Here is a 24,423-nt window from a genome sequence, read left to right as displayed (position 1 = left end):
AATTGTCATTCGGTCCAAGGCCCCGCAGGCTGTAGTTCCCCCCTCTAAAGCTGCATAGACGAAAAACATGTCATTGAGTAGGGTGTGCGCACCAACTATGAAAGTAACCACGGGCGCTCACGCCCCGCGCGTCTGAGCTACATGATCTGGAGGTGTCCTATGAGGCTGGTTCAAGGAACGTTCCTCTCTACGACCATCCTGGTGGCGCTGTCCACAGGAGTAGCTTGGGGTGATACGGGAGCTGGTCCGACGACCTGGAAATGTCTCGAAGCAGACGGGAGCTCCATGTACACGAACAAGGAGCGGGCTGGGTGCGAAGCGATGGATCTGAAGCCGCTCTCTGTTGTGCCTGATTTGGTCAATATGCCGACCGTTCCTCGAACGCAGCCCACGAGGGATTCACAGTTTGACCTGTTCCCTGCTCGAGATCGCGAACCAGTGGGTGCGGGACGGCAAGTGCCGGATTGGGCACGTGACTGGTATGCGAGTAACACGTCTTCCGGCTCAGTTCAGGCGGAAGTCTGCACCTTGTATATGGAGTGGATGCACCTTGTGCAGAAGACCAGGGGCGGGATGTTCTTCGGCTCTGATCCGTCCTATGGGGGGGACATCACCGGGAGGACTCAGCGAGGAGCCAGCCATTCGTTTTACGACAATGCGCGCTACATTGCGTTGTCGAGACTCTTTGGAACTGGGTTCGTGCCGGTGGGGTGCTTCTAACAGGGTTCTGAGAAATCGTCCAGCGTCGGTTTCTCCTCACTCAGAGGCTCAACATGCCGAAGCGTATGTTTCGCCTCCTCACTCACGGCGGCCTTTTTGAGCATCCTGAAGTTCTGCTCGTGAGAGTACCGATTGACACAGTTCAGTCATATCGGTGATCTCAACCGCGTTTTTCGCCGCCGACTGGGTTGTCCAGCCCATTCCTCACACTCCGTAAAACTCTCGGTACCACTTCACGAAACGAGGAATGCCTACCTCAATCGGGGTGTTTGGTCTGAAGCCAACGTCATTGGTGAGATCGTCGATGTCGGCATAGGTTGCTGGTACGTCGCCGGGCTGTATTGGCAAGAGCCGCTTTTCGGCCTTTTTCCCCAACGCTTGTTCCAGGACCCCGATGAAATGTAGCAACTCCACCGGCTGATGGTTGCCGATGTTGTAGATGCGGGCCGGAGCGGAGCTGGTTCCTGGATCCGGTTGCTCCCCTGACCAGGATGGATTGGCTGTTGCTGGGCGATCGAGTGTCCGAATGATGCCTTCAACGATATCATCGACATAGGTGAAGTCGCGTTTCATCTTGCCCTGATTGAAGACGTCGATCGACTTGCCCTCCAGAATGGCCTTGGTAAAGATGAAGAGGGCCATATCAGGACGTCCCCAGGGCCCATACACGGTAAAAAAGCGCAGGCCCGTGCAGGGTAGCCGGTACAAATGGGCATAGCAGTGCGCCATGAGCTCATTGGCCTTTTTACTGGCGGCATAGAGCGAGACGGGATGGTCCACATTGTCATGGATCGAGAACGGCATGTGGGTATTGCCACCATAGACGGAACTCGAAGACGCATAGACCAAGTGTTCAATCTGGTTATGCCGGCAACCTTCCAGGATATTCAAGAACCCTTCAATGTTACTTTCGGTATAGGCGTGTGGATTGACCAGTGAATAGCGAACCCCGGCCTGCGCGGCCAAGTGCACCACTCGCCGGATTGATCGATCGCCAAAGAGGTCTTTCATGCCTGGTCGATTGGCGAGGTCCAGTTTGACGAACGTGAATCGTTCACGAGGCTTCAGTTGTGCCAAGCGAGCTTCCTTCAGTCGGACGTCGTAGTAATCGTTGATGTTGTCGAGGCCGATGACTTGATCGCCTCGATCCAGGAGGCGCATCGCCACATGGAATCCGATAAATCCCGCAGTTCCGGTGACAAGAATCGTCGCTGGTCTTTCGCTCATAGCTGCTCCTTAAAATAAGAACGGCCTATCGCCGCTGCTGTGCGCCTTTCATAAACGGTGGATTGCCGTGATCCACTCGATAGAGAGTGAGAGGGGCTAGTGATTCTCCTGTCGAATGAACACTGAGTGCTCCTTCATTCGTGGGTCGATAAATGTCCAGGGCGTGGGCCTGATGATAGCAACATCCCTGTGAAGCAAGAAGGTCTTTTAACTGCTCCGCCGGTTCCCAGTGCGCGGTCAAGAGCGTGGTCCTGGAAGGGTTGCGTCGACTGAACATAAAGGAGAGATGGTCTGGATACCAGTCGGCTCCGCCGGTGGCGTACGACACAAACAGCCGCGCGCGGGCGGCCGTGCAGAGCTCAGCAAGATAGGCGTTCGTGAGATAGCCGTTCTCACCGATGTCCAGCCATTTGCCGGGGTGAGAGAGCGGTGCGTGGGCGGCATGTGTACGGATCTCAAGCAGTTGTTGCTGTGACGCCAGGACGAGGAGAATCGGTCCATACTTGCTGACTAACTGCTGAATGATAGAGTCTTTGAGGGCCGACCGTCCGTCGTTGGTCGGGCCGCTGTCCGCATGAATCAGGACATTGTGCCCGCGATCGGAAATCAGGTAGCAATTTCTCGGCATATTGAGGTCACAGGGATCCTCACCGTAGAATGGGACCGAAACGACGGCGCCTCCTTCGAACGGCCAGCTCTCACCATGAGCCAGCTCAATAACCTGTTCAAATCCCAGCTCTGCCAGGAGCGAACGATAGTCAAAAAACAGCTGTGTGCGATTGCGCCGGCTTGGGACGATGATAGGGATCTCTTTGGGGAGATGGAGTAAGGTGCGGGGATCCACATGGTCATCGTGATCGTGTGTGAGAAAGACCGCGGCGGGTTTGGGGACAAGCCCTCCCCAGAGTGACGGTAGGGGTGATTCCGCGAACCAGGGCAACAGCCAGGGATCAAAGAGCAACACCGTGTCACGTTGTCGGTAGAGCACGGCCGCATGGCCAAGGTGAACGGTATCTTGGTCCTGTACGATATCGAACCAATGGTGGCGCAGTGACGCGCTGCTCGATGTGGCTAGGCAGCCATGCCGCTGCAAGAGTTCCATGAATGTGGTCAACAGACTCTGGGAGTCACGGGGCATGGACGAGACAATCGTGTCGATTTCGTCGGCTGTACGGGTGCCATCGAGGAGACCGAGCAGTTTGCCGATTGCCGGGCCTAGGCGGCGGTTGTTGAATCCGAATGGAAGGGCCTGGTGGTTGATCGCATGAAACATCCGGAGGCCGCCGTTCGTGACGGTTGCGGATTGCGTCGGATCAGTCGGGAATTCCCAGTGAAAGGTGCCGTCCGGTCGACGGCCACAGCGAATGTGTCGCTGAAGATAGGGGCGGGTGTTGATTAGCTCGGTATAGGCGTCTTCGAGCCGTCGCCGCCGTTCGGGCTCGTCCAGTGGCGCCCGCTTTGAGAAGACATCGCTGATCGCGGTATCGATCGCGCTGGACAAGAGGCTGTGAGCCTCCTGGAGGCTGGCCACGGCGTCAGAGGCCACACCGCCGATGAACGGAAAGGGACCCGGTGGCTCGGCACTTTCCAGTTGGGCCCAACACCAAGGGACGAGACTGACATAATGGTGGTGAGGGAAGTTGTTCCAGATGCTCATAGCTTGTTAGGGGTGAGGGGTAAGGTGTCAGGGGTAGGGTATAGGGAAACTTGTCGGGTCATTACAGGTTTCACTCACCCCTTACTGGTCACCCACATCAATCCGCTGATCGTCGGTTCGTACAACGCTTGAATCACATTGCCGTCGGGATCGGAAAAATAGAACGAATAGCTGCCGTCACGATGCAGTTTCGGCTCTTTGGTGATTCGTCCGCCCAGCGACTCAATTGAGAGCACAATCTCACGGTACATCTGGTCGACGGCCTGCGGACTCTCAAGAATCACGCCCATGTGGTCAAGCAGTTGGGTTTTCGAGGGATCATAGGAGTCCGATTCTTGCTTCGAGATCTGATGCAGTGCCAGGTTGTCGACACCGGAGCTGAAATAGACGTTCTCGGGATCCGGTTCCCAGACGACCTGCATGCCGAGTATCTGCTCATAGAACCGACGCGATCGAGGAAGATCCAAAACGCGAAGTGCCAGGTGCCGAAGACCGCGATGAAGGGGCATTGCCATACGGGTATCACGCAAGTATTGAACAAGATGACGTCCGTATAGTAGGGAGACTAGCGATCTGTCGTCAACGGAAAACCGGCTCTCCCTCGCGTGGGTGAGTGTAGTATGATTGAGCCGTAATTGATGGGAGTATTCGAGTCTATGACATTTAATGGAATGACTGTGGTGGGGTTCGAAAGTCGGATGGAATCGGAGTTGGCCCGTTTGATTGAACGGTATGAAGGTCGCCCGATCATGGCTCCCGCCCTGCGAGAAATCCCGCTGGAGAGCAACATTGCGGCCTATGAATTCGGAGCGCGTCTCATGGCAGGACAGATCGATATGCTCGTCCTGCTCACCGGCGTCGGCACTGAGGCGCTTTTTGAGATCCTGAAAACGCGGTATCCTTGGCCGTCGATCGTCCAGGCGTTACAAGAGATCGTCACCACCGCCCGGGGCGCGAAAACGGTTGCGGCTCTCAAAGCCGTGGGGCTCGTCCCAACGGTGACGGTGCCGGAGCCCAATACCTGGATCGATTTGGTTTCTGCTCTGGATGAGTACAGCCTCGAGCCGGGCGTGCGAATTGCGGTGCAGGAGTACGGCATTCCCAACAACGCGCTGGTGAAGGCGTTGGAGCAGCGTGGGGCAGACGTCTTCCCTGTGCCGATCTACCGATGGGCCTTACCGGAGGATCTTGGGCCAATGCGTGCCGCCTGCGAGCATATCGTTGCCGGGCAGGTGGAGGTGATGCTGATTACCAACGCCATGCAGATCGATCACGTCATGCAGGTATTGGAACAGGACGGAAACGTCATCCCGTTTCATGACGCGGTGCAGAAGCTGGTCGTAGCCTCCATCGGTCCGGCCGCCAGTGAACGGCTGCGCCACTTCGACTGGCCGGTCGACTTTGAGCCGTCGCATTCCAAGCTGGGTATCTTGGTGAAGGAAGTATCGGAGCAAGCGGCGAACATTCTTGGGAGAAAACGGTAGGAACTCCCTTCGCCTCTATTCCATCTCCGAGGGGAGGCCTTTCGTGCCGTCAGTCCTTCAAACATTGTAATTCGATGTGGACCGTCTGCGTCCCAGCAGCGATCCAGAGATGCCCGTCTTGAATCGTCCATTGGAGCTGCATGGCGGGTCGCGTCATCTCCGTTAGGGCACGAACGCCTTCCATTGGAAGCAGCGTCACGGAGAGATTCTTCAGTCCGTCGAGCAACGGACGCTGGTTTGCCCACCACACTCCGGAACTACGGGCTCCATAGACATAAACGATGACCTGTTTAGAGCGGCCGCAGGCCTGACGCAGGGTTTTCTCGTCTGGCTGGCCGATTTCGATCCAAAGGTCGATGGATCCGGTCTCGTTTCGTTGCCACAAGGCCGGTTCATCTTCGGTACCGACCCCACGGCCGAATGACAAGGCCTCATCTGCATGGAGTGCGAAGGCGAGCACCCGTACCATCAGGCGCTCCTCGGTCTCGGACGGATGGCGTGCGAGTGTGAGCGTATGATCTTGAAAGTACTGACGATCCAGATCGGCGATCTGCAGCACGGCCTTATAGATGGTTGCGTTCGAAGCCATACATTCACCCTGGATGCGAGGGGAGCTCTGTCACAAACATCTGTTCAATGCGCTTGCGCGCCCACGGCGTCTTGCGTAGGAACGTCAGACTCGACCGGATCGTCGGATGATGGCGAAAACAGCGAATGGGTACACGTGCGCCCAGTGTCGCCCATCCGTGCCGTGCGACCAAGGTCGTGACAATGGTTTCCAAGGTAATCCCGTGCAAAGGATCGCGAGGATGAGCCATAGTATGCGATTGGTTCATTGATGAATGAGGCATGAGGCGGCGCGTCCGCTCACAGCGCAAGCGCGTTTCGAAATTTCTGCTTGCTTGAGTGCCTCGCTGGGAGTCTTTCCAAACGCCGAACAGGCATCGAGGTCGGGAATATCGGCGATGGACCCTTTGTCTACATCGCTGGAGAAGATGTTGATATGGTAGTCTTTCATGATGGTTCCTCTGTATCTCATTGCATGGTGAGCACTGCCGCACCTTGAAAGTTTCCTGCTTTCAATTCTTGTAGCGCGCGGTTGGCTTCTTTCAGTGAGAAGCGGACTGTGCGGGGTTTGATGGGGATCGCCGCGGCTTCGCGCAAGAGATCGATGCCGTCCTGTCTCGTGTTGGCTGTCACGCTGCGGATGACGCGTTCGCCGAACACGTCACGGTCGTAGTCCAGTGAAGGAATCGGTGACATGTGGATGCCGGCTAAGGCGAGCGTGCCGCCTCGGTCGAGCGCGCGCAATGCCGGAGGAACGAGTTCGCCGGCTGGGGCAAAGATGATGGAGCTGTGCAGCTTATCTGGCGGCATCTCTGTGGCTCCGCCGACCCAGACTGCTCCCAGCTGTTTGGCCAGTTCCTGATGCTCTTGCTTGAGTGAACTCACGTAGACCTGACAGCCCCAGTGGCGTGCGATCTGGATGGCAATGTGCGCTGACGCGCCGAATCCATAGAGCCCCAGTCTCTGGCCCGGCTTGATACCGCTGAGTCGTAGAGCCCGATAGCCGATGATACCAGCACAGAGTAAGGGAGAGGCTTCATCGTCAGAAAAGATCTGAGGGATTGGATAGGCAAATCGTGCGAGCACCACGGCGTATTCCGCATAGCCGCCATCCACCTGATAGCCAGTGAATTTAGCGTGTAAGCAGAGATTTTCGCGTCCGCTCGTACAGAATTCACATTGGCCGCATGTACCCTGAAGCCAAGCGATTCCGACTCGATCGCCCTCCTTGATTTCCGAGACATCGGCGCCAAGCTGCATCACTGTGCCGACGGCTTGATGGCCCGGAATGATCGGCAAGGCCACGTCCGGTAGTTCCCCTTCCACCACATGGAGATCGGTTCGACAGACGCCGCAGACATGAATCTTGACGAGAAGTTGATTTGGCTGTGGAGCAGGAACCGGACGATCCTCGAGGTGGAGTGGGGAGCTGGACACGTCGCTCGTACGAGCGAGCACCATGGCTTTCATAGTTGCTTGGACAAGGAGTTTCGCGTTTTGGGTTTCTGGTTTCGAGTTCTCAATCCGAAGCTCAAGGTTTCGAGTGACGAGTCTTGGATTTCGTGTTTTTGGACTAGAAACCCGCAACCAGAAACTCGAGACTTTGCATGCCGTTTACGGCTGTTTTGCCTTAATGCACTCAATGTCCAGATGAATGTGGACGTCGTCTCCGACGACCAATCCTCCGGTATCGAGGGTTTTGTTCCACACCATGCCGAAGTCCTTGCGATTTAGTTTGCCCTCAGCGGTGAATCCGGCTCGTGTATTCCCCCAAGGATCCTTCGTGATGCCGTTCAGCGTTCCGGTGAGGGGCACTTCCTTCGTCACGCCGTGCAACGTGAGATTGCCAATGACCTTGTAGCTCTCTCCGTCTTTCTGTGCGGTTTTCATCGTGTAGGTGATGGTCGGGAACTGTTTGACATCCAGGAAGTCGGCGTTGCGCAGGTGTCCGTCGCGTTTCTCATGGTTCGTATTGATTGAGTCGGCATTGATGGTCGCTTCGATTGCTTTGATGGTTCTTGCATCCACGTCCATCTCGACGAATCCGCGATAGTCGAGAAACCGCCCCGAGGTCTTCGATATCACCATGTGCGCCACGCGGAACTCAATCAACGAGTGATCAGGATCGATATTCCAGCGAGCCGTCTCGGCGTGGACGTTGAGTGAGCACAACGCCAAGAAGCCCATCACGATGATGCTCTGTGTCCAGACTCGGCTCCTGTTCATAATCATCCCCTTTCAGCCTGTCCGCATGAGGCACGTTTCCTCTCGAGTGACCCAATTCTCTCGGGTGGTATCCTATCCGTCACCGGAAGGTGGTGCAACGTGTTTCTTTCGTTGAAACATGGATGTCCACTGGAGATGTTGGTATAGAATGAACCCATGAAAGCACTCGTCAAAACTGTTGCAGGACCAGGTCTCACCCTCACTGATTGGGCGGACCCAACCCCGGGGCCACACGATGCTGTGATCAAGGTCGCAGCGACCTCGCTCTGTGGAACCGACGCCCATATCTATCGCTGGGACGAATGGGCGCAGCGGCGAATCCACCCGCCCCGGGTGATCGGCCATGAGTTGTGCGGCCACGTCGTGGAGGTGGGGCGCGAGGTGTCCCTCGTCAAGATCGGCGACTATGTTGCCGCGGAATCGCACCTGACTTGTGGAATCTGTTTTCAGTGCCGGACAGGATTGGCGCATGTGTGTAAGAATTACCAGATCCTCGGAGTCGACCGAGACGGATCCTACGCGCAGTATGTCGTCTTACCCGAAAGCGTCCTGTGGAAGACGGATCCGAGCATTCCTCCTGAGTTGGCCTGTCTGCAGGAGCCAATCGGCAATGCCGTTGATGCCGCATTGGCTGAAGACTTGACCGGCCAGACGGTGTTGATCACCGGATGTGGCCCGACCGGCTTGTTTGCTGCGGCGGTCGCACGAACCGCCGGTGCGGCGACCATTATCGCATCAGACGTCAGTGACTACCGGCTGAGTTTAGCGAAGCAAGTTGGTGCTGATCATACTCTCAATGCCAAAACGAATTCCCCAGACCAACTTGCGGCGACGATCCTCGACATCACCGTCGGTGAAGGGGTTGATGCTTCGTTGGAGATGTCGGGAAACCCGGAGGCCTTGCACCAGGCCTTTCGGGCAGTGAAGAACGGTGGGCGGGTCACGCTCTTCGGCATTCCCACCGGCCCTGTAACCTTTGATCTCCCAAACGAAATGATCTTCAAGGGGATTCGTGTGTATGGAATTACGGGTCGGCGTTTGTTTGGAACCTGGTACCGGCTGGCCGGTCTCTTCAAAGCCGGTCTCAACATCCGGCCGGTCATCACCCATTCGTTTCCACTAACCGAGTTCGCGACCGGGTTTGCGTTGATCCAGTCTGGGCAATGCGGGAAAGTAGTCTTGATCCCGTAAGGAGTGAGGGGTGAGGTGTGAAATGAACGAATGCGATTGCGAGATTTTCCTCAAGCCCCTCACCCCTTACCGTTTACCCTTCACCAACTGATTATGGCTTACGATTCCCTTAAACAGATTCTCGATACTCAACTCACCGACATTCGCGCCAAGGGCCTGTATAAAGCAGAGCGGCGTATTCTCGGCCCACAAGGTTCGGACATCCGGGTCTCTCAAGGCTCGGTGTTGAATCTCTGCGCCAATAATTATCTGGGACTCGCGAATCATCCGGCCATTGTCCAGGCTACGAAGACAGGGCTGGACACACACGGCTATGGCATGGCCTCGGTGCGGTTTATTTGCGGCACGCAAGATCTGCACCAACAACTGGAACAAGCTATCAGTACATTTCTCGGTACCGAGGACACAATCCTCTACAGCTCCTGCTTTGATGCAAACGGAGGACTGTTTGAAGTGTTGCTGGATGAGCGCGATGCCGTCATCAGCGATGCGTTGAACCATGCGAGTCTGATCGACGGCATCCGGCTCTGCAAAGCCAAACGATTTCGGTACGCCCATTCCGACATGACGGATCTCGAGGCGCGGCTGCAGGAAGCTGCTGGGTGTCGTCTCCGATTAATTGTCACGGACGGTGTCTTCTCGATGGATGGTGACCTGGCCAAGCTTGATCGAATTACCGGACTGGCGGAACGATACGACGCGGCCGTCATTGTCGATGACAGCCATGCCACCGGGGTGCTTGGTCCGCAGGGGAGGGGCACCCCGGCTCACTTTGGTGTGGCCGACCGCATCGAGATCGTGACGAGTACCCTGGGAAAGACACTCGGGGGTGCGACGGGTGGATTCACATCTGGCAGGACGGAGATTGTCGAGTTGCTGCGCCAACGGTCGCGGCCCTATCTGTTTTCCAACTCCCTTCCTCCGCCGATTGCGGCCGGGGCATTCTGTGCACTCGGTCTCGTGGCGCAGGGCGATCATCTTCGGCAACAGCTTCGTGCCAATGCTGCCTTCTTCAGAGATGAGCTGATGAAGCTTGGGTTTCGGCTCGTTCCGGGCGAGCATCCCATCATTCCGGTGATGTTGGGTGACGCCGCCCTCGCCACTTCGATGGCGGAGGCTTTACTCAAAGAAGGAGTCTACGTCGTCGGATTCAGCTATCCAGTCGTTCCGCAGGGGCAGGCAAGGATTCGGACCCAAATGTCGGCGGCCCATACCCCTGCTCAGTTACAACGGGCTGTGACGGCGTTTGCCAAGGTGGGTCGCGCTCTCGGGGTCATTCCATAGGCGTCCTCACTCGTATCCATCCGAATTGACATTTCGCAGCCAGCTCAGTATTCTCTGGGACTTTATTATGTGAAGGAGTAGGGCTATGAAAGTTATTCTTCAAGAAACCCTGGAAGGGGTAGGTCATCTCGGCGATCTCATCAACGTTGCCGATGGATTTGCGAGAAACTACTTGCTGCCTCGGCGGAAGGCCGTCGAAGCCGACAGTCGGAGCATCAAGGCTTTCGAGCATGCCAAACGAGTAGCGGCTGAGAAGGCCAAGAAAGAAAAGCTGGAAATCGAGGTCCATGCCAAGAAAGTCTCGGCGGTGTCGCTGACGATCGAGATGCAGGCGGGCAAGGACGATAAGCTGTTCGGCTCCGTCACCACGAAAGACATCGCAGAAGGCTTGGCGGCGCAGGGTGTCACGGTGGATCGGCGAAAGATTCAATTGGCACAGCCGATCAAAGAACTCGGTACGGTGGTTGTTCCGATCAAGATGCCGAGGGATGTGGTGGCCACGGTGAAAGTTCATGTGGTGAAGAAGCAAGACGCACAAGAAGCTGAAGCGCCGACCACATCAGCATAGGGATTCGACGATGGATACGATGAACAGCTATGCACTCGGTTCCTGGGATGCCCTGAAGTCAGCAGATCCTGAGGTTTGTTCGGCGATTGAGGCTGAGGAAATTCGGCAACGCGAAAAGTTGTTGCTGATTGCTTCGGAGAACTTCGCCAGTCCTGCGGTCTTGGCGGCGCAAGGCTCGTTGCTCACCAACAAGTATGCCGAAGGCTATCCTGGGAAGCGGTACTACGGTGGGTGTCAGCATGCGGATGAAGTTGAGGATTTGGCCATCCAGCGCTGTAAGCAAATCTTTGGGGCTGAGCATGTCAATGTACAGCCGCACTCCGGCTCGCAGGCCAACATGGCGGCGTATCTGTCCGTCCTTAAAGCAGGCGATACGATTTTGGGGATGGATCTTGCTCAGGGTGGCCACCTCACGCACGGAAGCAAAGTCAATTTCTCCGGAATTCTCTTCCGTGTCTTTTCCTATGGAGTCGATCGCCAGACCGAGACCATTGATTACGATGCCGTTCAGAAGGTTGCGGAAGAGTGCCGTCCACGTATGATCGTGGTCGGAGCCAGTGCCTATGCCAGGATCTTGGATTTCCCTCGCTTCCAGCAGATCGCCAAATCCGTCGGGGCCTATTTGTTGGTGGATATCGCCCACATTGCCGGGCTCATTGCTGCGGGACTTCATCCGAACCCGGTTCCCTATGCAGACTTCGTGACGACGACGACTCATAAGACGCTGCGTGGGCCTCGTGGCGGGGTGACGATGTGTCGAGCAGAATATGCCAAGGCCGTCGACAAATTGGTGTTTCCGGGGCTGCAGGGTGGCCCGTTGATGCATGTCATCGCGGCCAAGGCTGTGGCCTTCAAGGAGGCCTTGTCCCCGGGGTTCAAGCGTTATCAACAACAAGTTTTAGCCAATGCGAAAGTGTTGGCACAGGGATTCGTAGATCGCGGCTATAAGATCGTTTCGGGTGGCACCGATACCCATCTCATGCTGCTGAATCTCTCGAACAAGGAGATTACCGGGAAAGAGGCGGACGCGGCGCTCGATGCTGCAGGAATTATCGTCAACAAGAATGCCGTGCCGTACGATGAAAAACCGCCGGCGGTGGCGAGCGGTATCCGCTTAGGGTCGCCCATCGTATCGACACGCGGGATGCGTGAGCCGGAGATGAAACAGATTGTCGGCTTAGTCGACCGTGTCCTCCAGCACCGACAGGACCAGACGATCTTGGAAGAGGTTCGTGAGCAGGCCAAAGTTTTGTGCGGCCGGTTCCCAATCTTTCATCCCTACTAGTCAGCCGATAGCCAGAGAGCAGGTCGCCCGCAGTGAAATGTCCCTTCTGCGATGAACTTGAAGACAAGGTAGTCGATTCCCGCATGGCCAAAGAAGGCGAGGTCATCCGTCGCCGTCGCGAATGCCTTGGGTGTAAACGCCGCTATACGACCTACGAGCGTGTCGAAGAGATTCTCCCGGTTGTCGTGAAAAAGGACGGCCGGCGTGAATCGTTCGATCGCAATAAGATTCTCGTGGGCTTAAAAAAAGCCTGCGAAAAACGGCCGATCAGTATCAGCACTATTGAGGCTGTGACCGACCGCATTGAAAAACATATTCAAGAGATGGGCGAGACGGAGATCGAAAGCCGGATCGTGGGGGAAGAAGTGATGAAGGAACTGCATCAACTGGACCAGGTCGCCTATGTCCGATTTGCGTCGGTGTATCGGGAATTCAAGGACATTGACCAATTCATGGACGAGTTGAAGACCTTGGCGCAGGAACGTAGCGAGCCTTGACCCTCGATCACTGTTGCCCCATCTCTCCTCTCAACATGGTTCTGTCTAGGGTATTCATATCCTGCATGGTGGTCAGGCCAGCGATTTGAGTATGAGCAGGATAGTGAGCATGTCCTCCCGAATTGTTCAGGCCACCCTTTTAGAATCTCCATGCCGATGATCAAGCCGCTGTCTCAGCGTGGGAAGCGAAACCAATCGACCTCTGCGGCAACCAGCGTCGCTATCATTGGTGCCGGTCGCGGCGGCACCGCACTGATTGAGATCTTTGCGAACGACCCGTTGGTGCAGATCGTCGGCGTCGCGGAGATCAATCCTGAGGCACCGGGACTTGCATTGGCCAAACAATTGAAAATCCCGGTGACCCAAGACTATCAGCACTTACTCACGATGGAGCGTGTCGACCTGATCATTGATGTGTCGGGGGACCCAGATGTGTGGCAATTTCTCCAAGATTTTCACCGGATGGGTGTGACTGTCATTGGAGGAGTCAGTGCAAAATTCATGTGGGAGCTGATCGAAGCCAGAATTCGGGCGACGGCGGAGATCGAGAAAACCCTGAACAAGTATCAATCCCTCTATCGATTGTATGTGAAGGAAACCGGTGCAGCGGTGACGGATGAACGGACCAGAATTGCCTGCGAGATTCATGATGGATTCGTGCAGATCTTGGCAGGGGTCAACTTCAAGCTCGATCTATGCCAGCAGCTGCTTCGAAAGAATCCACGCGCAAGTTTGGCTACCCTCAAGGAGAGCAAGGCTCAGCTGAAACTGGCGATTCAGGAGGCCCGTCAGGTCATCTTCAATTTGCGTCCCCTGCACTATGACAAGATGGAATTGATTCCGGCGCTGACCAACTATTTCAAGTCCTATCAAACTCAGACGCATATCACCACCAAGTTTGCCTTCTCCGGGGACGAGCAAATTCTGTTTCCTCGGACGAAGATGTTTCTCTTTCGCATCATCCAAGAAGCGTTGGGCAATGTTGAAAAACATGCCAAGGCAGACCGTGTGACGATCAAGTTGGATATCGACATCGATCTCTTGCGGGTGACGATCACCGATAACGGAATTGGATTCGATATGGACACCGTATTGCGGGACCCTGAAAAGTGGGACCATTTTGGGATTAAGGGGATTTTGGAACGATCGCGATTGGTCGGAGGGGAGGGGCGAGTCGAATCCAAACCGGGGAAAGGCACACGTATCGTCGTTGAAGTGCCGTTGGGTCAGAAGGAGGAACGACAGCATGGAAAAGATTAAGGTCCTCATCGCCGACGATCATCGGGTCGTCCGAGAAGGGTTGGCTGCCATCCTGAAAACGAAGGAAGACATTCATGTTATCGGGGAGGCGCAGGATGGGATGGAAGCGGTGGAGAAAGCTCGAGCATTGCTTCCGGACGTCATCCTGATGGACGTGAGTATGCCGCGGATGGGTGGCGTCGAGGCGACCAGACAGATCAAGCGCGAGTTCCCGCACATCGGTGTCGTTGCGTTGACCATGTATGAGGAGCAGCAATACATCTTTGATCTGGTCCGCGCAGGTGCGACGGGATACTTGCTGAAAGATTCCGAATCGTCGCAGATTGTGGCGGCCATTCGTGCGATCTATCGCGGAGAATCGTTGATCCACCCGTCGGTCGCCAGCAAGATTCTGGCGGAGTTTTCGCTCATGGCCCAGAAAAAGGGGAAAAAGCCGGCATGGGCCGAACATGATTTAACGGAACGAGAGATTACCGTGTTGCGGTTGGTTGCCGATGGAAAGACCAATAAGGAAATCGCCAACAGCCTGGATTTGAGTGAAAAGACGGTAAAGAATCATGTCCGGAACATCTTTCACAAACTGCAAGTCTATGACCGTACACAGGCGGCCATTCTCGCCATCCGCAAAGGTCTGATCGAGCTGGATCCGAAGCGGTAGATTTCGGCGGATACGGCTCGCTTGCCTGTCACCAGAGGCGTGTGTGCTTCCGTTGAGAGGTGGGAGCAGGGGTGAGTCGCAAGCGAGACCGGAGATAGGCTCCAAGTCCTGAGTGAGGAAGGGGCTAGAAACGTCTTGAGCGAGATGACCTGCTAGAACAGCCCTCGAACTACGGTAATTGTGTACGTGGAGCTGTTGACTCCATCCTCTGCCCTCACATCAATGTTGACGGGTGTCCCGATCCCAAACCCCGGTGTGACAGTCACCTGGCCGGTTGGGGTACCGGGTGAGGCGATCACCGAACCGAGCGCAGACATTGTGGCGTTTGGATCGGATTTTGTCGCCGTGAGGGTGACGCTGCCGATGAGGAGTCCGACCTTCACTTCATAGTTCTTCCTGTCCGGAGTAAAGATCGGTGGATCGAAGGATCCGGCATTTGTCGTCAAGGCGGCCAGACTCGCATTGTTTGAAGGGAGTGGTCGTTTGACGATGAGACGGTATTCTCGTGGAACGACACTAGGGTCCGGCGCGGCGACGGTAATGGCCAGAGGTAGCTCTGATCCTGGTGCCCCTAACTGGAAAGTCCCGGTACCAGTCTCGAGCCCCGCACCAGCTGTTATGTTCCCAGACATTGCTGCAAGCCGATCAGACTTGGTGGCCGTGACGGTCACCTGTTCAGCCGTGGTCGGTGCTGTCACGGTGTAGGCTGTGGTTGCTGGATCAAACGGACGATCGAAGGTGCCTGGTATGACGGACAACTCCCTTAGCGTATTGTTGCCAGATAGTCGGGTGACGGTGATCTGGTAAGTTTTCTTGCTGCCGTTTGGTGCGGTCAGCTCGAGCGACACGAGGGTGGACGTTCCTGGCCCACCAAGTGTGATCGGCAATTGTCCTGGATTGATCCCTGGTCCGATGGTCACGGAGCTCAGCCCTGAACTCATCAGCATCGTAGCATTCTGGTCGGATTTGGTTGCCTCGACTGTGACCTGCTCAATGGTGTTGGAAACATTGGCTGTGTAGTCAAGGGTATTCGCATCAATTCCCGGTGCCAACGGTTGAGCGACGTTGTTGGCTGTTACCTTCAAGGCCGATACGCTATTGTCGTTCGATAGTCGTGTGACCGCGACACGGTACTTGCTTTCGATCCCATTTTGCGAGGAAGCGACTACCTCGATGGGTGTGGTCGACCCTGGCTGGCCAAGTGACACAGGGTGACCTTGTCCTGCAGGGGTACTCGTTCCGTTAATGAGGATCGTTGTTGTGGTGTCTTTGGGACTGGCCGTCACTGTAATACTGGTCACAACGGTGGGCACGATGGCGGTATAGCTCGTGATATTGCTGGAAAACGCCGGTTGGAGCGTACCGGGAGGGGTGATCACCAAGCTAGAAAGAGGAACTTCTACTGTGTTCTCTGAAGTCGATACGCTGTCTCTGCAACCAGAAGCGCTAAGGCAGAGGGTAACGAGAAAGACAGCAGTGATCTGGTAGCGTGCGGAAACGAGCAGGTTTCTCATGGACACATGGTCACTTTCTCAGCACCCGAGAAGATGGTCTGTCTGATTTTGACGAATAGAGCAAGTGTATAGAGATGCTATGGGCTGATTGAGGATCTGCATGCCATTACCAAGCATGCGTGCCAATATATGACACCTATAGCGAATCTACGTGGTCGGGTCAATCGAGAGGGCCGACGAATTTCACGTTTTCATCATAGAGGCCGGCTTCTAAAAGAGTCCTCGGATCGCAGTAATCGAATAGGTCGTTGTGTTGATTCCGTCCTGCGCGATCACAGTCATGTCTACTTTTGTGCCAACCCCAAATCCCGGAGAGACCGTCACCTGACCGGTTGGGGTACCGGGTGAGGCGATCACCGAGCCAAGCGCAGACATCGTGGCACTTGGATCAGTCTTGGTCGCTGTGATGGTGACGCTGCCGACGAGAAGGCCGACCGTCACGGTATAGGTCAGGCTGTTGGAGACGAAGGGAGGATCCAATGAGCCGGCACTCGCGTTTAAGGCCGACAGACTACTGTCGTTCGAGGGGCGTCGGTTGACAGTGATGGAATAGGTTTTGGAAGTGCCACTGGGCGCAGTGACGGTAAGTGACACCTGTGTCGGAGACCCTGGGCTACTGAGTGAAATGGGTGCATGTCCTGTGGCAACACCCGTTCCGGTTGATACCGAACCAGACATCACGGCATCCGGGTCGGCTTTGGTCGCAGAGACGTCGACACTGGTGACATGGGTCGCCACATCGACGGTATAGGTCAACTGTTCGGAGGTGAAGGCGGGATTCAGAGTACCGGGTGCCACGCCGAGAGCTGACAAGTTGTTGTTGCTTGAAGGGGCGGCTCGTTTGACCGTGATGGTGTAAGTTTTTACGCTGCCATCTTGAGCCGCCACATGAATGGAGACATCTTTTTGTGTTCCCTGTCCATCCAGTTGGATGGTAGCCCGTCCTTCATTGGGAACGTCACCCGAAATCACGGCGTTCGAATCCGCCTTGGTTGCCACGATGGCGACATTGGTCACCTTGGTACCCACCTCCACCTTGTAGGCCAACGTCCCTGCAGCAAAGGAGGGACTCAAGGAGCCTGGCGTCACGCTCAAGGCCGACAAACTGTTGTTGCTCGATGCCGCGCGGTTGATGGTAATGCGGTAGGTCTTGTTGGTTTGATTTGGAGCCGTCACGGTGATGGCAATAGTCTTACTGGTTCCAGGTCCATCGAGTTGGATGGTGGCCGTTCCCTCGTTGGTCAGATTGCCTGAGATTACGGCCTCAGGATCAGACTTGTTTGCGGTAACAGTGACACTGGTTACAGTGGTGGCCACATCGACGGTATAGGTCGAATGGTCTGACTTGAAGGCTGGGCTCAGTGGGCCTGGCGTGACGGTCAATGTCTTGAGGTTGTGATCACTTGAGAGCAGTCGTGTCACATGGACTGCATAGGTACTCTCCGAGCCGGTCTGTGTTGTCAAAACGATGGGGATCGTTTTAGTCGACCCAGGCTGATCGAGGGCAATGGAACGCTGTGTGGTGACGGCCCCATCGATTGATACCGTCACTGTGCTGTCCGCTGGAGTAGCTGTGACCATGATGCTGGTAGCGGCTGTTGGGGCCTCAGCCGTGTAGTTCGTGGTATCGCTTGAAAACGCTGGCTGGAGGGTTGCAGGCGTGATGCTGAGACTGGCGAGTGGGACAGCGGGTTTATCCGAAACCGACGACGAGTCTTTACAACCGTAAGGAGTCAAACAGAGCCCAATGAGGTAAAGGGCAATCCAATCGGCTCTCGCTATAGTCAAAATGTCTTTCATGTTGGTTCCAGAGATGGTCTGTTGCTGCACGAAGTAATGGATTCATCTGTTCTGGTCAGCGCAGACCGTCAGAGGCGAAACATACCGAAGAGTTCAGCCTGGTTCTCACGATTTTTGCAACTCGAACAGCGAATGATAGTTGATATAGCGGATCTGACTGGTCGGGTCAATGGACTGACTAGGAGGGAGGAGTGGCTTGGTGTGTACGAACCTCAGCTCAGTGATTCAGACGCATCGTTGCATATAAGCCGGCTATGGACGATGGGCTCCGTGCCAGCTTCCACTGTCTATCTGCGAGACCTGATGACGGTGATGGTGTAGGACTGTGTTGTCATACCATCCTGTGCGGTGACGGTCAGGTCCACCTCAGTACGTCTTGCAGTTAGTGGGATAGAGATGTGTCCCGTCGGGGTCCCTGTCGCCGCGATCACGGAGCCAAGAGCGGACATCATAGCATTGGGATCGGATTTTGTCGCAGAGATGGTCACGCTGTCCACGTCATTAGGTACGGTTACTCGGTAGCTCAGGATGTTCAAAGCGAAATCAGGATCCAAGGAGCCAGGACTGACCGTCAAGGCAGAGAGAGTATCATCACTGGACGTCAGGGCTCGGTTGACGGTGACAGTGTAGGTTTTTGAGATTCCATTCGATGCCGTGACGACAATCGAGACAATCTTGGTTGTTCCTGGCCCGTCTAGTTTGATCGTTGCGTGCCCTTCGTTCGGCACATCACCCGAGATCACGGCATTGGGATCAGACTTGGTTGCCGAGACAGTGACTTCGGCGGTAGTGCCGGCCACGTTTACCGTGTAGGCTTGAGTGCCTGCAGAAAAGGTAGGAGATAAGGTTCCTGGTGACAGGGTCAAACTCTTGAGGCTGTTGTCTCCACCGCGGGTGCTTATCCTGAGGGTAATGGTGTAGATCTTGGCTCGTCCATCGGAGGACGTGACGGTCAAGGAGACGTCTTTGCTTGATCCGGGACTGGGGGCTTGAATCGTGGTTTGGCCAGTGGCTTGCCCTGCCGGGGCAGTGATGGCACCGGACAACACATCCTTCGGTTCAGACTTGGTTGCCAAGATGGTGACGTCAGGCTGGTCGCTGGGAAGATCGACGCTGTAGCCGGTTGTTTCGCTTGCGAACGGAGGTTGAAGTGATGCGCCGGAAACGGAGAGGCTGGCCAGCTCGGGCCCCGGATCAATCCCCCCTGTGTCTTTGCAGCCGTAGACACCGAATCCGATGGCGCCTAAGAGAAGAGTGAGAACAAGATATTGTGCTGGGCCGGTGAAGCGATGTTTCATAATAGACCCACAGTATTTGCCGTGATTCGCCGTGCTGGAAATTCTGTTGGGCTCAGCTACCCATGTGAATCAAGATGGGAGGTGCAGATATTACGGAAGGGTTTCCTGGACGGTCTATCCCTACTTGTGTATGGACAAACAGGGTACGTGAAGAGGCGTCCCGAACTGGTGGGGCAACGCTTCAAGCAGGAGCATGCTGATAGGGGATGCCTGTAATTATGGCCAAGCGGATAATCATTGATAGGCCTTCACGAGCTGATTGATTGACGTGGTTTCCTGATATTCCAGGCGTTGCTTGAGCACGGCGAAGTCGTGCTCGAGGGAGTTGAGGTCTGGGGAATACGGTGGCAACAACAGCGTGGCCCCGGTGTGCTGGATGAGCTCCGCCGTTTCCGGGGGTTTGTGAAAGGCCGCGTAGTCCCTGATGACCAGGTGCACGCAGGTCAGACGTGGGCACAGCCGTACCTTGAGCCAGGCGTTGAACATCTCGGCATCGCACGTGCCGTCGAAGAGGACCGGTTCTGCAAGCTCTGGCCCGATGCGCGCGGCAATGAGCGAGGTGCGAGGTCTTCTAGGCCCGGACGTCAGGCCGTACACGCGGTGTCCCTTGTGGGCATACCCCTAGCGGCGTGTGACGGAAGGCGCGAAGCCGCACTCATCGACAGGCACGAGCTGCAGGCCGCGACGTCGGTCCCGCTCCCGAAGACGCAGCAACGTTCTTCGTTGCAGCGGGCTGCGCTCTGTGTAGCCGGTCGGTTTTCCCCGGGTCCCCCCATCTTGTGGAGGGCGGTCCAGATGCAATGGCGTGAGCCCCCGACATGCCGAGCCGCTTGCGCCTGTGTCAGGTCGGCATGCGTGGTGACATGACGCCGCAAGGCCTCCCCATCCAGTGCGTGAGCGGTTTTAGGCCCAGGGCGCTGGTGTGTCAGCCCACCGTGGTTGAGCCACCGGCACACGCTGGCCTCGCCCACTTTGAACCGCCGAGCCGCCTCCACCTTGCTGTCACCACTCCGGACAACATCCACCACTCGTTGGCGCAAATCTCCTGAGCATCTCATGCGCACTCTATGTCTATCAGTACCTGTGGGCTTCGCTATAAACTGGAAGAAAAACATCTGGACCGGGCTGATGGGTTTACCTTCTTTCAACTCGTTCGGACCGTTCTCAGCGAGCCGACGTGCGGCCTCAGGTGAAGAAAGTCCGGAGACTGTGGAGCCGAGTTGGGCCAATATGTCCTCAGCCGATCGGCTATGCCAGGCGTTGCCTTTCGGTTGTTCAACAGTGGAAGGTGTTGTGGTCATCAATGGGGGCTTCTTTCGAATCGTGTCATTGTCAGCAGATACCACGGAATCGTTGCCTTATTGCATCGCGTGTGTTCCTATGCTGGCGCCCGATGAGACGATGGTTATCTGAGTTCAGCCCGACTAGCGCAGCCTTATGCTTCCTTCTTTTCAGGTCTTTCGGCTGAAATCTTCGCTGCTGCCTGCGCGCTGCTGAACCGTGTCTGAAACTGGGTCCGGCCCATGCGAGAAGCGGGCTGGTTGCCCTTCCGCCGAACCTCAGCTAGAAAGCATCGTGTTTCCCATCATGGAATGACTGGTTTCTGTTCTCGATGTAGCTTGGCGAGAGTCTCCGCTTCTTCGGCGGCTTTCATGTAATAGTGCATAAAGTCGCGGCAATGAGCGATCAGATCTACTCTGGTTTCTTTTGGAGTAAGATGTGGAGCAGAAAATGCGGCATACCGGTCAATCATCTGTTGCATCTCCTCTGCTTTCCCTTTCAGACGTAGACTCTCCTGCTCATACCACGCCGCCAATCCACTGTGATCGTTGCGGTCAATCAGTTCGCGGGGTGGAGCAGTCGAACAGGCGGTGAAGACCACGCTGAACAACAATACGATCCATGCCAAGTGCCGTGAGATCTTCATGGATTTCTCCTTCTTCTTAATGTTGGATGTTCGCGCGCACGAGACGTCAATGAGTGTTGCAGATGATGGTCATCTTTCAGAAATTCGCGTTCGCAGGGTAACTGTTCCCTACATTTCTTGCCCGGTCTTCCTCGCATATCCGTTCCTGCTCTCGCTCCACCACCGCCACATGACATAGACCGGAGGAATCACGAACAGCGTCAGAATCATGGCCGAGAAGACGCCGCCGACTTGTGGCGCGGCAATCCGCTTCATCACATCTGCTCCGGTCCCCGTGGCCCACATGACCGGGATCAACCCGATGACGTCGACCAAGCCGATCATCGCCATGGGCCTGATACGTTCGACCGCCCCAAGCTGGACGGTGTCGATCAGATCTTGTAACGTCGTGAGGCCGCCGACCGCTTTGCGTCTGGCACAGGCCTCATCCAAATAGGCCAGCATGACTGCGCTGGTTTCCGCCGCGGTCCCCACGACGGTGATCAGTCCCATCCACACGGCAATACTCATGTTGTAGTCGAGGATCGACAGGTACCAGACAGCCCCGACCAACGAGAGCGGCACCCCGACCATCACCATGAAGGTCTTCGCCACCGACTCGAATGAGAAGTAGAATGTGACGAAGATGATCACGAGCGTCAGCGGGAGAACCAACTTCAGCCGTTCCTTGACCCGCTGCATGAACTCATACTGACCGGACCAGACGATGGTATAACCGGACGGCAACTGGATCTTGTCCGCCACGGCCTTCTTAAGTTCCTCCACATAGCTCCCGACATCACGGCCCGTCATATCAAGGAAGACGTAGCCGGCGAGCAGGCCGTTTTCATCACGGATCATGGGAGGGCCGTTGACGAATCGCAGCGTCGCGAGTTGGGCCAGCGGTACTTGGGCGCCCGTCGGTGTGTCCACGATGACTCGTTGGAGCTTCTGAGGATCGTCCCGCAATTCCCGAAGATAGCGCACGTTGATCGGATAGCGCTCACGCCCTTCGATCGTCGTCGCGATGTTTTCACCACCGATGGCCGATTCGATGATCCGGCCAACATCCATGAGTTTGAGTCCGTAGCGGGCGATCTCCTCACGGTTGATTTCGAAATCGAGGAAATAGCCGCCGGATACCCGTTCCGCATAGGCGCTCCTGGTGCCGGGAACATCTTTCAAGACCATCTCCAAATGTTTCCCGATCTCCTCGATCTGCTTCAGGTCCGGCCCGAAGATTTTGATCCCCACGGGAGTGCGGACGCCGGTCGTGAGCATATCGATCCGCGATTTGATCGGCATGGTCCAGGCATTTGTCACTCCGGGGAATTGCATGGCCCGGTCCATTTCATCCACCAAGCTTTCATAACTGAGCCTCGGCCGCCATCGGTCTTTCGGTTTCAGTTCGACGACGACTTCCATCATGCTGAAGGGCGCGGGATCGGTGGAGGTTTCTGCTCGTCCGGCTTTACCGAACACATGGTCCACTTCGGGGAAGGAACGGAGTTTCTGGTCCATGATCTGCAACATGCGCCCGGCTTCCGTGATGGAGAGGCCCGGCAAGGTCGTCGGCATGTAGAGAATCGTCCCTTCGTAGAGCGGCGGCATGAATTCCGAGCCCATCTTCTGATACAGCGGGACGATGCTGCCCATCAGCGCGAGCGCTCCGATGACGACGGTCTTCCGGTAACAGAGGGCCAGGCGTAGGACGGGTGCGTAGAGCCATTGCAGAGAACGACTGACGGGATGTTTCTGTTCCGGAAAGATCTTGCCGCGAATAAAGGTCGGCAGACAGGCCGGGACCAATGTGATGGCCAAGACCGCGCACATAGCGATGGCCAGGTTATTGGTCCAGGCCAGCGGTTTGAACATCCGGCCTTCTTGCGCTTCCAGCACGAAGACCGGAATGAAGGAGATGGCAATGACCAACACCGACGCGAAAATCGGCGGCCCCACCTCCTTGGCCGAATCGATGAGGATTTGAAGCCGCTCACTGACTCGTCCGTCCCGCTCCCACTCCTCCAGGCGCTTATGGGCATTATCGACCATGACAATCGCCGCATCCACCATGTCGCCGATGGCAACGATGATGCCGCCGAGCGACATGATGTTGATGCCGATTTCCATGAGATACATAGGGATGAAGGCCAACAGCACGGCGATGGGTAGAGTAAGGATGGGGACGACAGCGGAGCGGACATGAAGTAAGAACGCAATAATCAACACCCCGGTCACGAGCAATTCTTCCAGGAGACTTTCGTTAGCCGTGGCGATAGATTCGTGGATCAAGTCGCTGCGATCATAGACAGGGACGATCTTGACGCCTTTCGGCAGAGAGGGCTCGAGTTCCTTGAGCTTGGCTTTCACCCGCTCGATGACCGTGAGCGCGTTCTCTCCGAAGCGCATGATCACGATGCCACCTGCCACTTCACCTTGGCCGTTCAATTCCACGAGGCCTCGCCGCATATCAGGCCCCAGCCGGACGGTCGCGACATCGCGCAAGAGAATCGGCGTCCCGTTTTCGTTGACGCCGACTGCGATCTTTTCGATGTCTTCCGCCTTCTTGAGATAGCCACGTCCTCGGATGACATATTCGATGCCGGAAAATTCCACGATGCGCCCACCGACATCGTTGTTGCTTTCGCGAATCGTTTCGACGATGGAAGGAAGGGACAACCGATAGGCCAGGACTTTGGTCGGATCGAGATTGACCTGGTATTGCCGGACAAAGCCTCCGATGCTTGCCACTTCGGCGACACCTTCGACGGATCGTAACCAATACTGAAGATACCAGTCCTGGAAGCTGCGCAGCGAGGCGAGGTCTTGCTGCCCTGATTCATCAACCAAGGCATATTGAAAGATCCAGCCTACGCCGGTCGCGTCCGGGCCGAGTTGCGGTGCCACACCCTCGGGCATCCGCCCCGACAGTTGATTAAGACGCTCGAGAACCCGCGAGCGCGCCCAATAGATGTCCGTGCCGTCCTTGAACAAAATGTAGACATAGGAATAGCCGAAGTCCGAGAAGCCACGGACGACTGTGACGTTGGGAGCCGACAGGAGCGCTGTGACAATCGGATAGGTAATTTGGTCTTCGACGAGATCAGGCGAACGGCCTTGCCAGGTCGTATAGACGATGACTTGTGTGTCGGAGATATCGGGCAGTGCGTCGATCGGCGTCTGCCACATGGCCCAGAGCCCCACGGCGGACAGCGAGAAGACTAAGAGGAAGACGATGAAGCGGTTTCTTGCACTGTAGTCGATAATCCGTTCAACCATGA

At 56.0% G+C, this 24,423-nt stretch carries 25 protein-coding genes and 1 pseudogene; 9 read left to right on the top strand and 17 right to left on the bottom strand.

Features of this window, described 5'->3' with window-relative positions; all coding sequences use genetic code 11:
- Positions 1-159 precede the first annotated feature (159 nt).
- Positions 160-720 carry a hypothetical protein gene (locus ACYX34_RS03410; RefSeq protein ID WP_462075152.1) on the top strand — a complete coding sequence of 187 codons (561 nt, stop codon included), beginning with the start codon at positions 160-162 and terminating at the stop codon, positions 718-720.
- 78 nt (positions 721-798) lie between these two features.
- Here ACYX34_RS03410 and ACYX34_RS03405 read toward each other — a convergent pair whose 3' ends face one another.
- The 4 genes from ACYX34_RS03405 to ACYX34_RS03390 all read right to left on the bottom strand — a co-directional run bounded on the left by ACYX34_RS03405 (position 799) and on the right by ACYX34_RS03390 (position 4,119).
- On the bottom strand, positions 799-921 hold the full coding sequence (locus ACYX34_RS03405; protein ID WP_462075151.1) for a hypothetical protein: 123 nt from the start codon (positions 919-921) through the stop codon (positions 799-801).
- 3 nt (positions 922-924) lie between these two features.
- Entirely contained in the window at positions 925-1,947 is a 1,023-nt protein-coding gene (locus ACYX34_RS03400; protein ID WP_462075150.1) for an NAD-dependent epimerase, read from the bottom strand.
- Positions 1,948-1,972: 25 nt separating this feature from the next.
- Positions 1,973-3,604, bottom strand: a complete 1,632-nt coding sequence (locus ACYX34_RS03395; protein ID WP_462075149.1) for an MBL fold metallo-hydrolase — start codon at positions 3,602-3,604, stop codon at positions 1,973-1,975.
- A 74-nt stretch (positions 3,605-3,678) separates the two neighbouring features.
- A complete protein-coding gene (locus tag ACYX34_RS03390) occupies positions 3,679-4,119 on the bottom strand; it encodes a VOC family protein (RefSeq protein WP_462075148.1) in 441 nt (146 codons plus the stop codon).
- Positions 4,120-4,260: 141 nt separating this feature from the next.
- On the opposite strand from ACYX34_RS03390, the gene ACYX34_RS03385 reads away from it, so the two are divergent.
- On the top strand, positions 4,261-5,088 hold the full coding sequence (locus tag ACYX34_RS03385) for a uroporphyrinogen-III synthase (RefSeq protein ID WP_462075147.1): 828 nt from the start codon (positions 4,261-4,263) through the stop codon (positions 5,086-5,088).
- Between the two features lie 49 nt (positions 5,089-5,137).
- Here the strand turns inward: ACYX34_RS03385 and ACYX34_RS03380 are convergent, their stop codons facing one another.
- The 5 genes from ACYX34_RS03380 to ACYX34_RS03360 form a co-directional block, all read right to left on the bottom strand.
- Positions 5,138-5,677, bottom strand: coding sequence for a YaeQ family protein (locus ACYX34_RS03380; RefSeq protein WP_462075146.1), 540 nt, complete (start codon positions 5,675-5,677; stop codon positions 5,138-5,140).
- A gap of 4 nt (positions 5,678-5,681) precedes the next feature.
- Complete coding sequence (locus ACYX34_RS03375) at positions 5,682-5,906, bottom strand: VF530 family protein (RefSeq protein ID WP_462075145.1); 225 nt, start codon at positions 5,904-5,906, stop codon at positions 5,682-5,684.
- Between the two features lie 14 nt (positions 5,907-5,920).
- Positions 5,921-6,106, bottom strand: coding sequence for a type II toxin-antitoxin system HicB family antitoxin (locus ACYX34_RS03370; protein WP_462075144.1), 186 nt, complete (start codon positions 6,104-6,106; stop codon positions 5,921-5,923).
- Between the two features lie 17 nt (positions 6,107-6,123).
- Positions 6,124-7,116 (bottom strand): zinc-dependent alcohol dehydrogenase family protein, encoded by a 993-nt coding sequence (locus tag ACYX34_RS03365; RefSeq protein ID WP_462075143.1) that lies wholly within the window; start codon positions 7,114-7,116, stop codon positions 6,124-6,126.
- 153 nt (positions 7,117-7,269) lie between these two features.
- The gene (locus ACYX34_RS03360) at positions 7,270-7,881 is read right to left on the bottom strand and encodes a YceI family protein (protein WP_462075142.1); all 612 of its coding nucleotides are present in this window, start codon (positions 7,879-7,881) and stop codon (positions 7,270-7,272) included.
- Positions 7,882-8,037: 156 nt separating this feature from the next.
- Here ACYX34_RS03360 and tdh point away from each other — a divergent pair, with 156 nt between their 5' ends.
- The 7 genes from tdh to ACYX34_RS03325 all read left to right on the top strand — a co-directional run bounded on the left by tdh (position 8,038) and on the right by ACYX34_RS03325 (position 14,624).
- Positions 8,038-9,072, top strand: a complete 1,035-nt coding sequence (gene tdh, locus ACYX34_RS03355; RefSeq protein WP_462075141.1) for an L-threonine 3-dehydrogenase — start codon at positions 8,038-8,040, stop codon at positions 9,070-9,072.
- 93 nt (positions 9,073-9,165) lie between these two features.
- Complete coding sequence (locus ACYX34_RS03350) at positions 9,166-10,356, top strand: glycine C-acetyltransferase (RefSeq protein ID WP_462075140.1); 1,191 nt, start codon at positions 9,166-9,168, stop codon at positions 10,354-10,356.
- An 85-nt stretch (positions 10,357-10,441) separates the two neighbouring features.
- On the top strand, positions 10,442-10,924 hold the full coding sequence (gene rplI, locus ACYX34_RS03345) for a 50S ribosomal protein L9 (protein ID WP_462075139.1): 483 nt from the start codon (positions 10,442-10,444) through the stop codon (positions 10,922-10,924).
- A gap of 19 nt (positions 10,925-10,943) precedes the next feature.
- Positions 10,944-12,209 (top strand): serine hydroxymethyltransferase, encoded by a 1,266-nt coding sequence (locus ACYX34_RS03340; RefSeq protein ID WP_462075188.1) that lies wholly within the window; start codon positions 10,944-10,946, stop codon positions 12,207-12,209.
- Between the two features lie 32 nt (positions 12,210-12,241).
- The gene (gene nrdR, locus ACYX34_RS03335; RefSeq protein WP_462075138.1) at positions 12,242-12,706 is read left to right on the top strand and encodes a transcriptional regulator NrdR; all 465 of its coding nucleotides are present in this window, start codon (positions 12,242-12,244) and stop codon (positions 12,704-12,706) included.
- Between the two features lie 150 nt (positions 12,707-12,856).
- Positions 12,857-13,966 carry a sensor histidine kinase gene (locus ACYX34_RS03330; protein WP_462075137.1) on the top strand — a complete coding sequence of 370 codons (1,110 nt, stop codon included), beginning with the start codon at positions 12,857-12,859 and terminating at the stop codon, positions 13,964-13,966.
- Positions 13,953-14,624 carry a response regulator transcription factor gene (locus ACYX34_RS03325; RefSeq protein ID WP_462075136.1) on the top strand — a complete coding sequence of 224 codons (672 nt, stop codon included), beginning with the start codon at positions 13,953-13,955 and terminating at the stop codon, positions 14,622-14,624. Before ACYX34_RS03330 ends, ACYX34_RS03325 begins: the two co-directional genes overlap by 14 nt.
- 152 nt (positions 14,625-14,776) lie before the next feature.
- Here ACYX34_RS03325 and ACYX34_RS03320 read toward each other — a convergent pair whose 3' ends face one another.
- The 8 genes and pseudogenes from ACYX34_RS03320 to ACYX34_RS03285 form a co-directional block, all read right to left on the bottom strand.
- Positions 14,777-16,003, bottom strand: coding sequence for a cadherin-like beta sandwich domain-containing protein (locus tag ACYX34_RS03320; protein ID WP_462075135.1), 1,227 nt, complete (start codon positions 16,001-16,003; stop codon positions 14,777-14,779).
- A 345-nt stretch (positions 16,004-16,348) separates the two neighbouring features.
- Positions 16,349-17,938, bottom strand: coding sequence for a cadherin-like beta sandwich domain-containing protein (locus ACYX34_RS03315; protein WP_462075134.1), 1,590 nt, complete (start codon positions 17,936-17,938; stop codon positions 16,349-16,351).
- A 287-nt stretch (positions 17,939-18,225) separates the two neighbouring features.
- Positions 18,226-19,236, bottom strand: a complete 1,011-nt coding sequence (locus tag ACYX34_RS03310; protein WP_462075133.1) for a cadherin-like beta sandwich domain-containing protein — start codon at positions 19,234-19,236, stop codon at positions 18,226-18,228.
- 234 nt (positions 19,237-19,470) lie between these two features.
- Positions 19,471-19,833, bottom strand: coding sequence for a transposase (locus ACYX34_RS03305; protein WP_462075132.1), 363 nt, complete (start codon positions 19,831-19,833; stop codon positions 19,471-19,473).
- Positions 19,821-20,294 carry an IS630 transposase-related protein gene (locus ACYX34_RS03300; protein ID WP_462075187.1) on the bottom strand — a complete coding sequence of 158 codons (474 nt, stop codon included), beginning with the start codon at positions 20,292-20,294 and terminating at the stop codon, positions 19,821-19,823. The genes ACYX34_RS03305 and ACYX34_RS03300 overlap by 13 nt, the downstream gene beginning before the upstream one ends.
- 51 nt (positions 20,295-20,345) lie before the next feature.
- Positions 20,346-20,537 (bottom strand): annotated as a pseudogene (locus ACYX34_RS03295) (cation-transporting P-type ATPase); the annotation flags it as partial.
- A 284-nt stretch (positions 20,538-20,821) separates the two neighbouring features.
- The gene (locus tag ACYX34_RS03290; RefSeq protein ID WP_462075131.1) at positions 20,822-21,163 is read right to left on the bottom strand and encodes a hypothetical protein; all 342 of its coding nucleotides are present in this window, start codon (positions 21,161-21,163) and stop codon (positions 20,822-20,824) included.
- A gap of 108 nt (positions 21,164-21,271) precedes the next feature.
- The gene (locus ACYX34_RS03285; protein ID WP_462075130.1) at positions 21,272-24,421 is read right to left on the bottom strand and encodes an efflux RND transporter permease subunit; all 3,150 of its coding nucleotides are present in this window, start codon (positions 24,419-24,421) and stop codon (positions 21,272-21,274) included.
- Between the last annotated feature and the right edge of the window lie 2 nt (positions 24,422-24,423).

The organism is Nitrospira sp. CMX1 (assembly GCF_054902215.1).
The sequence above is the reverse complement of the archived record's forward strand: the minus strand, read 5'-3'. Positions and strand labels throughout refer to the sequence as shown.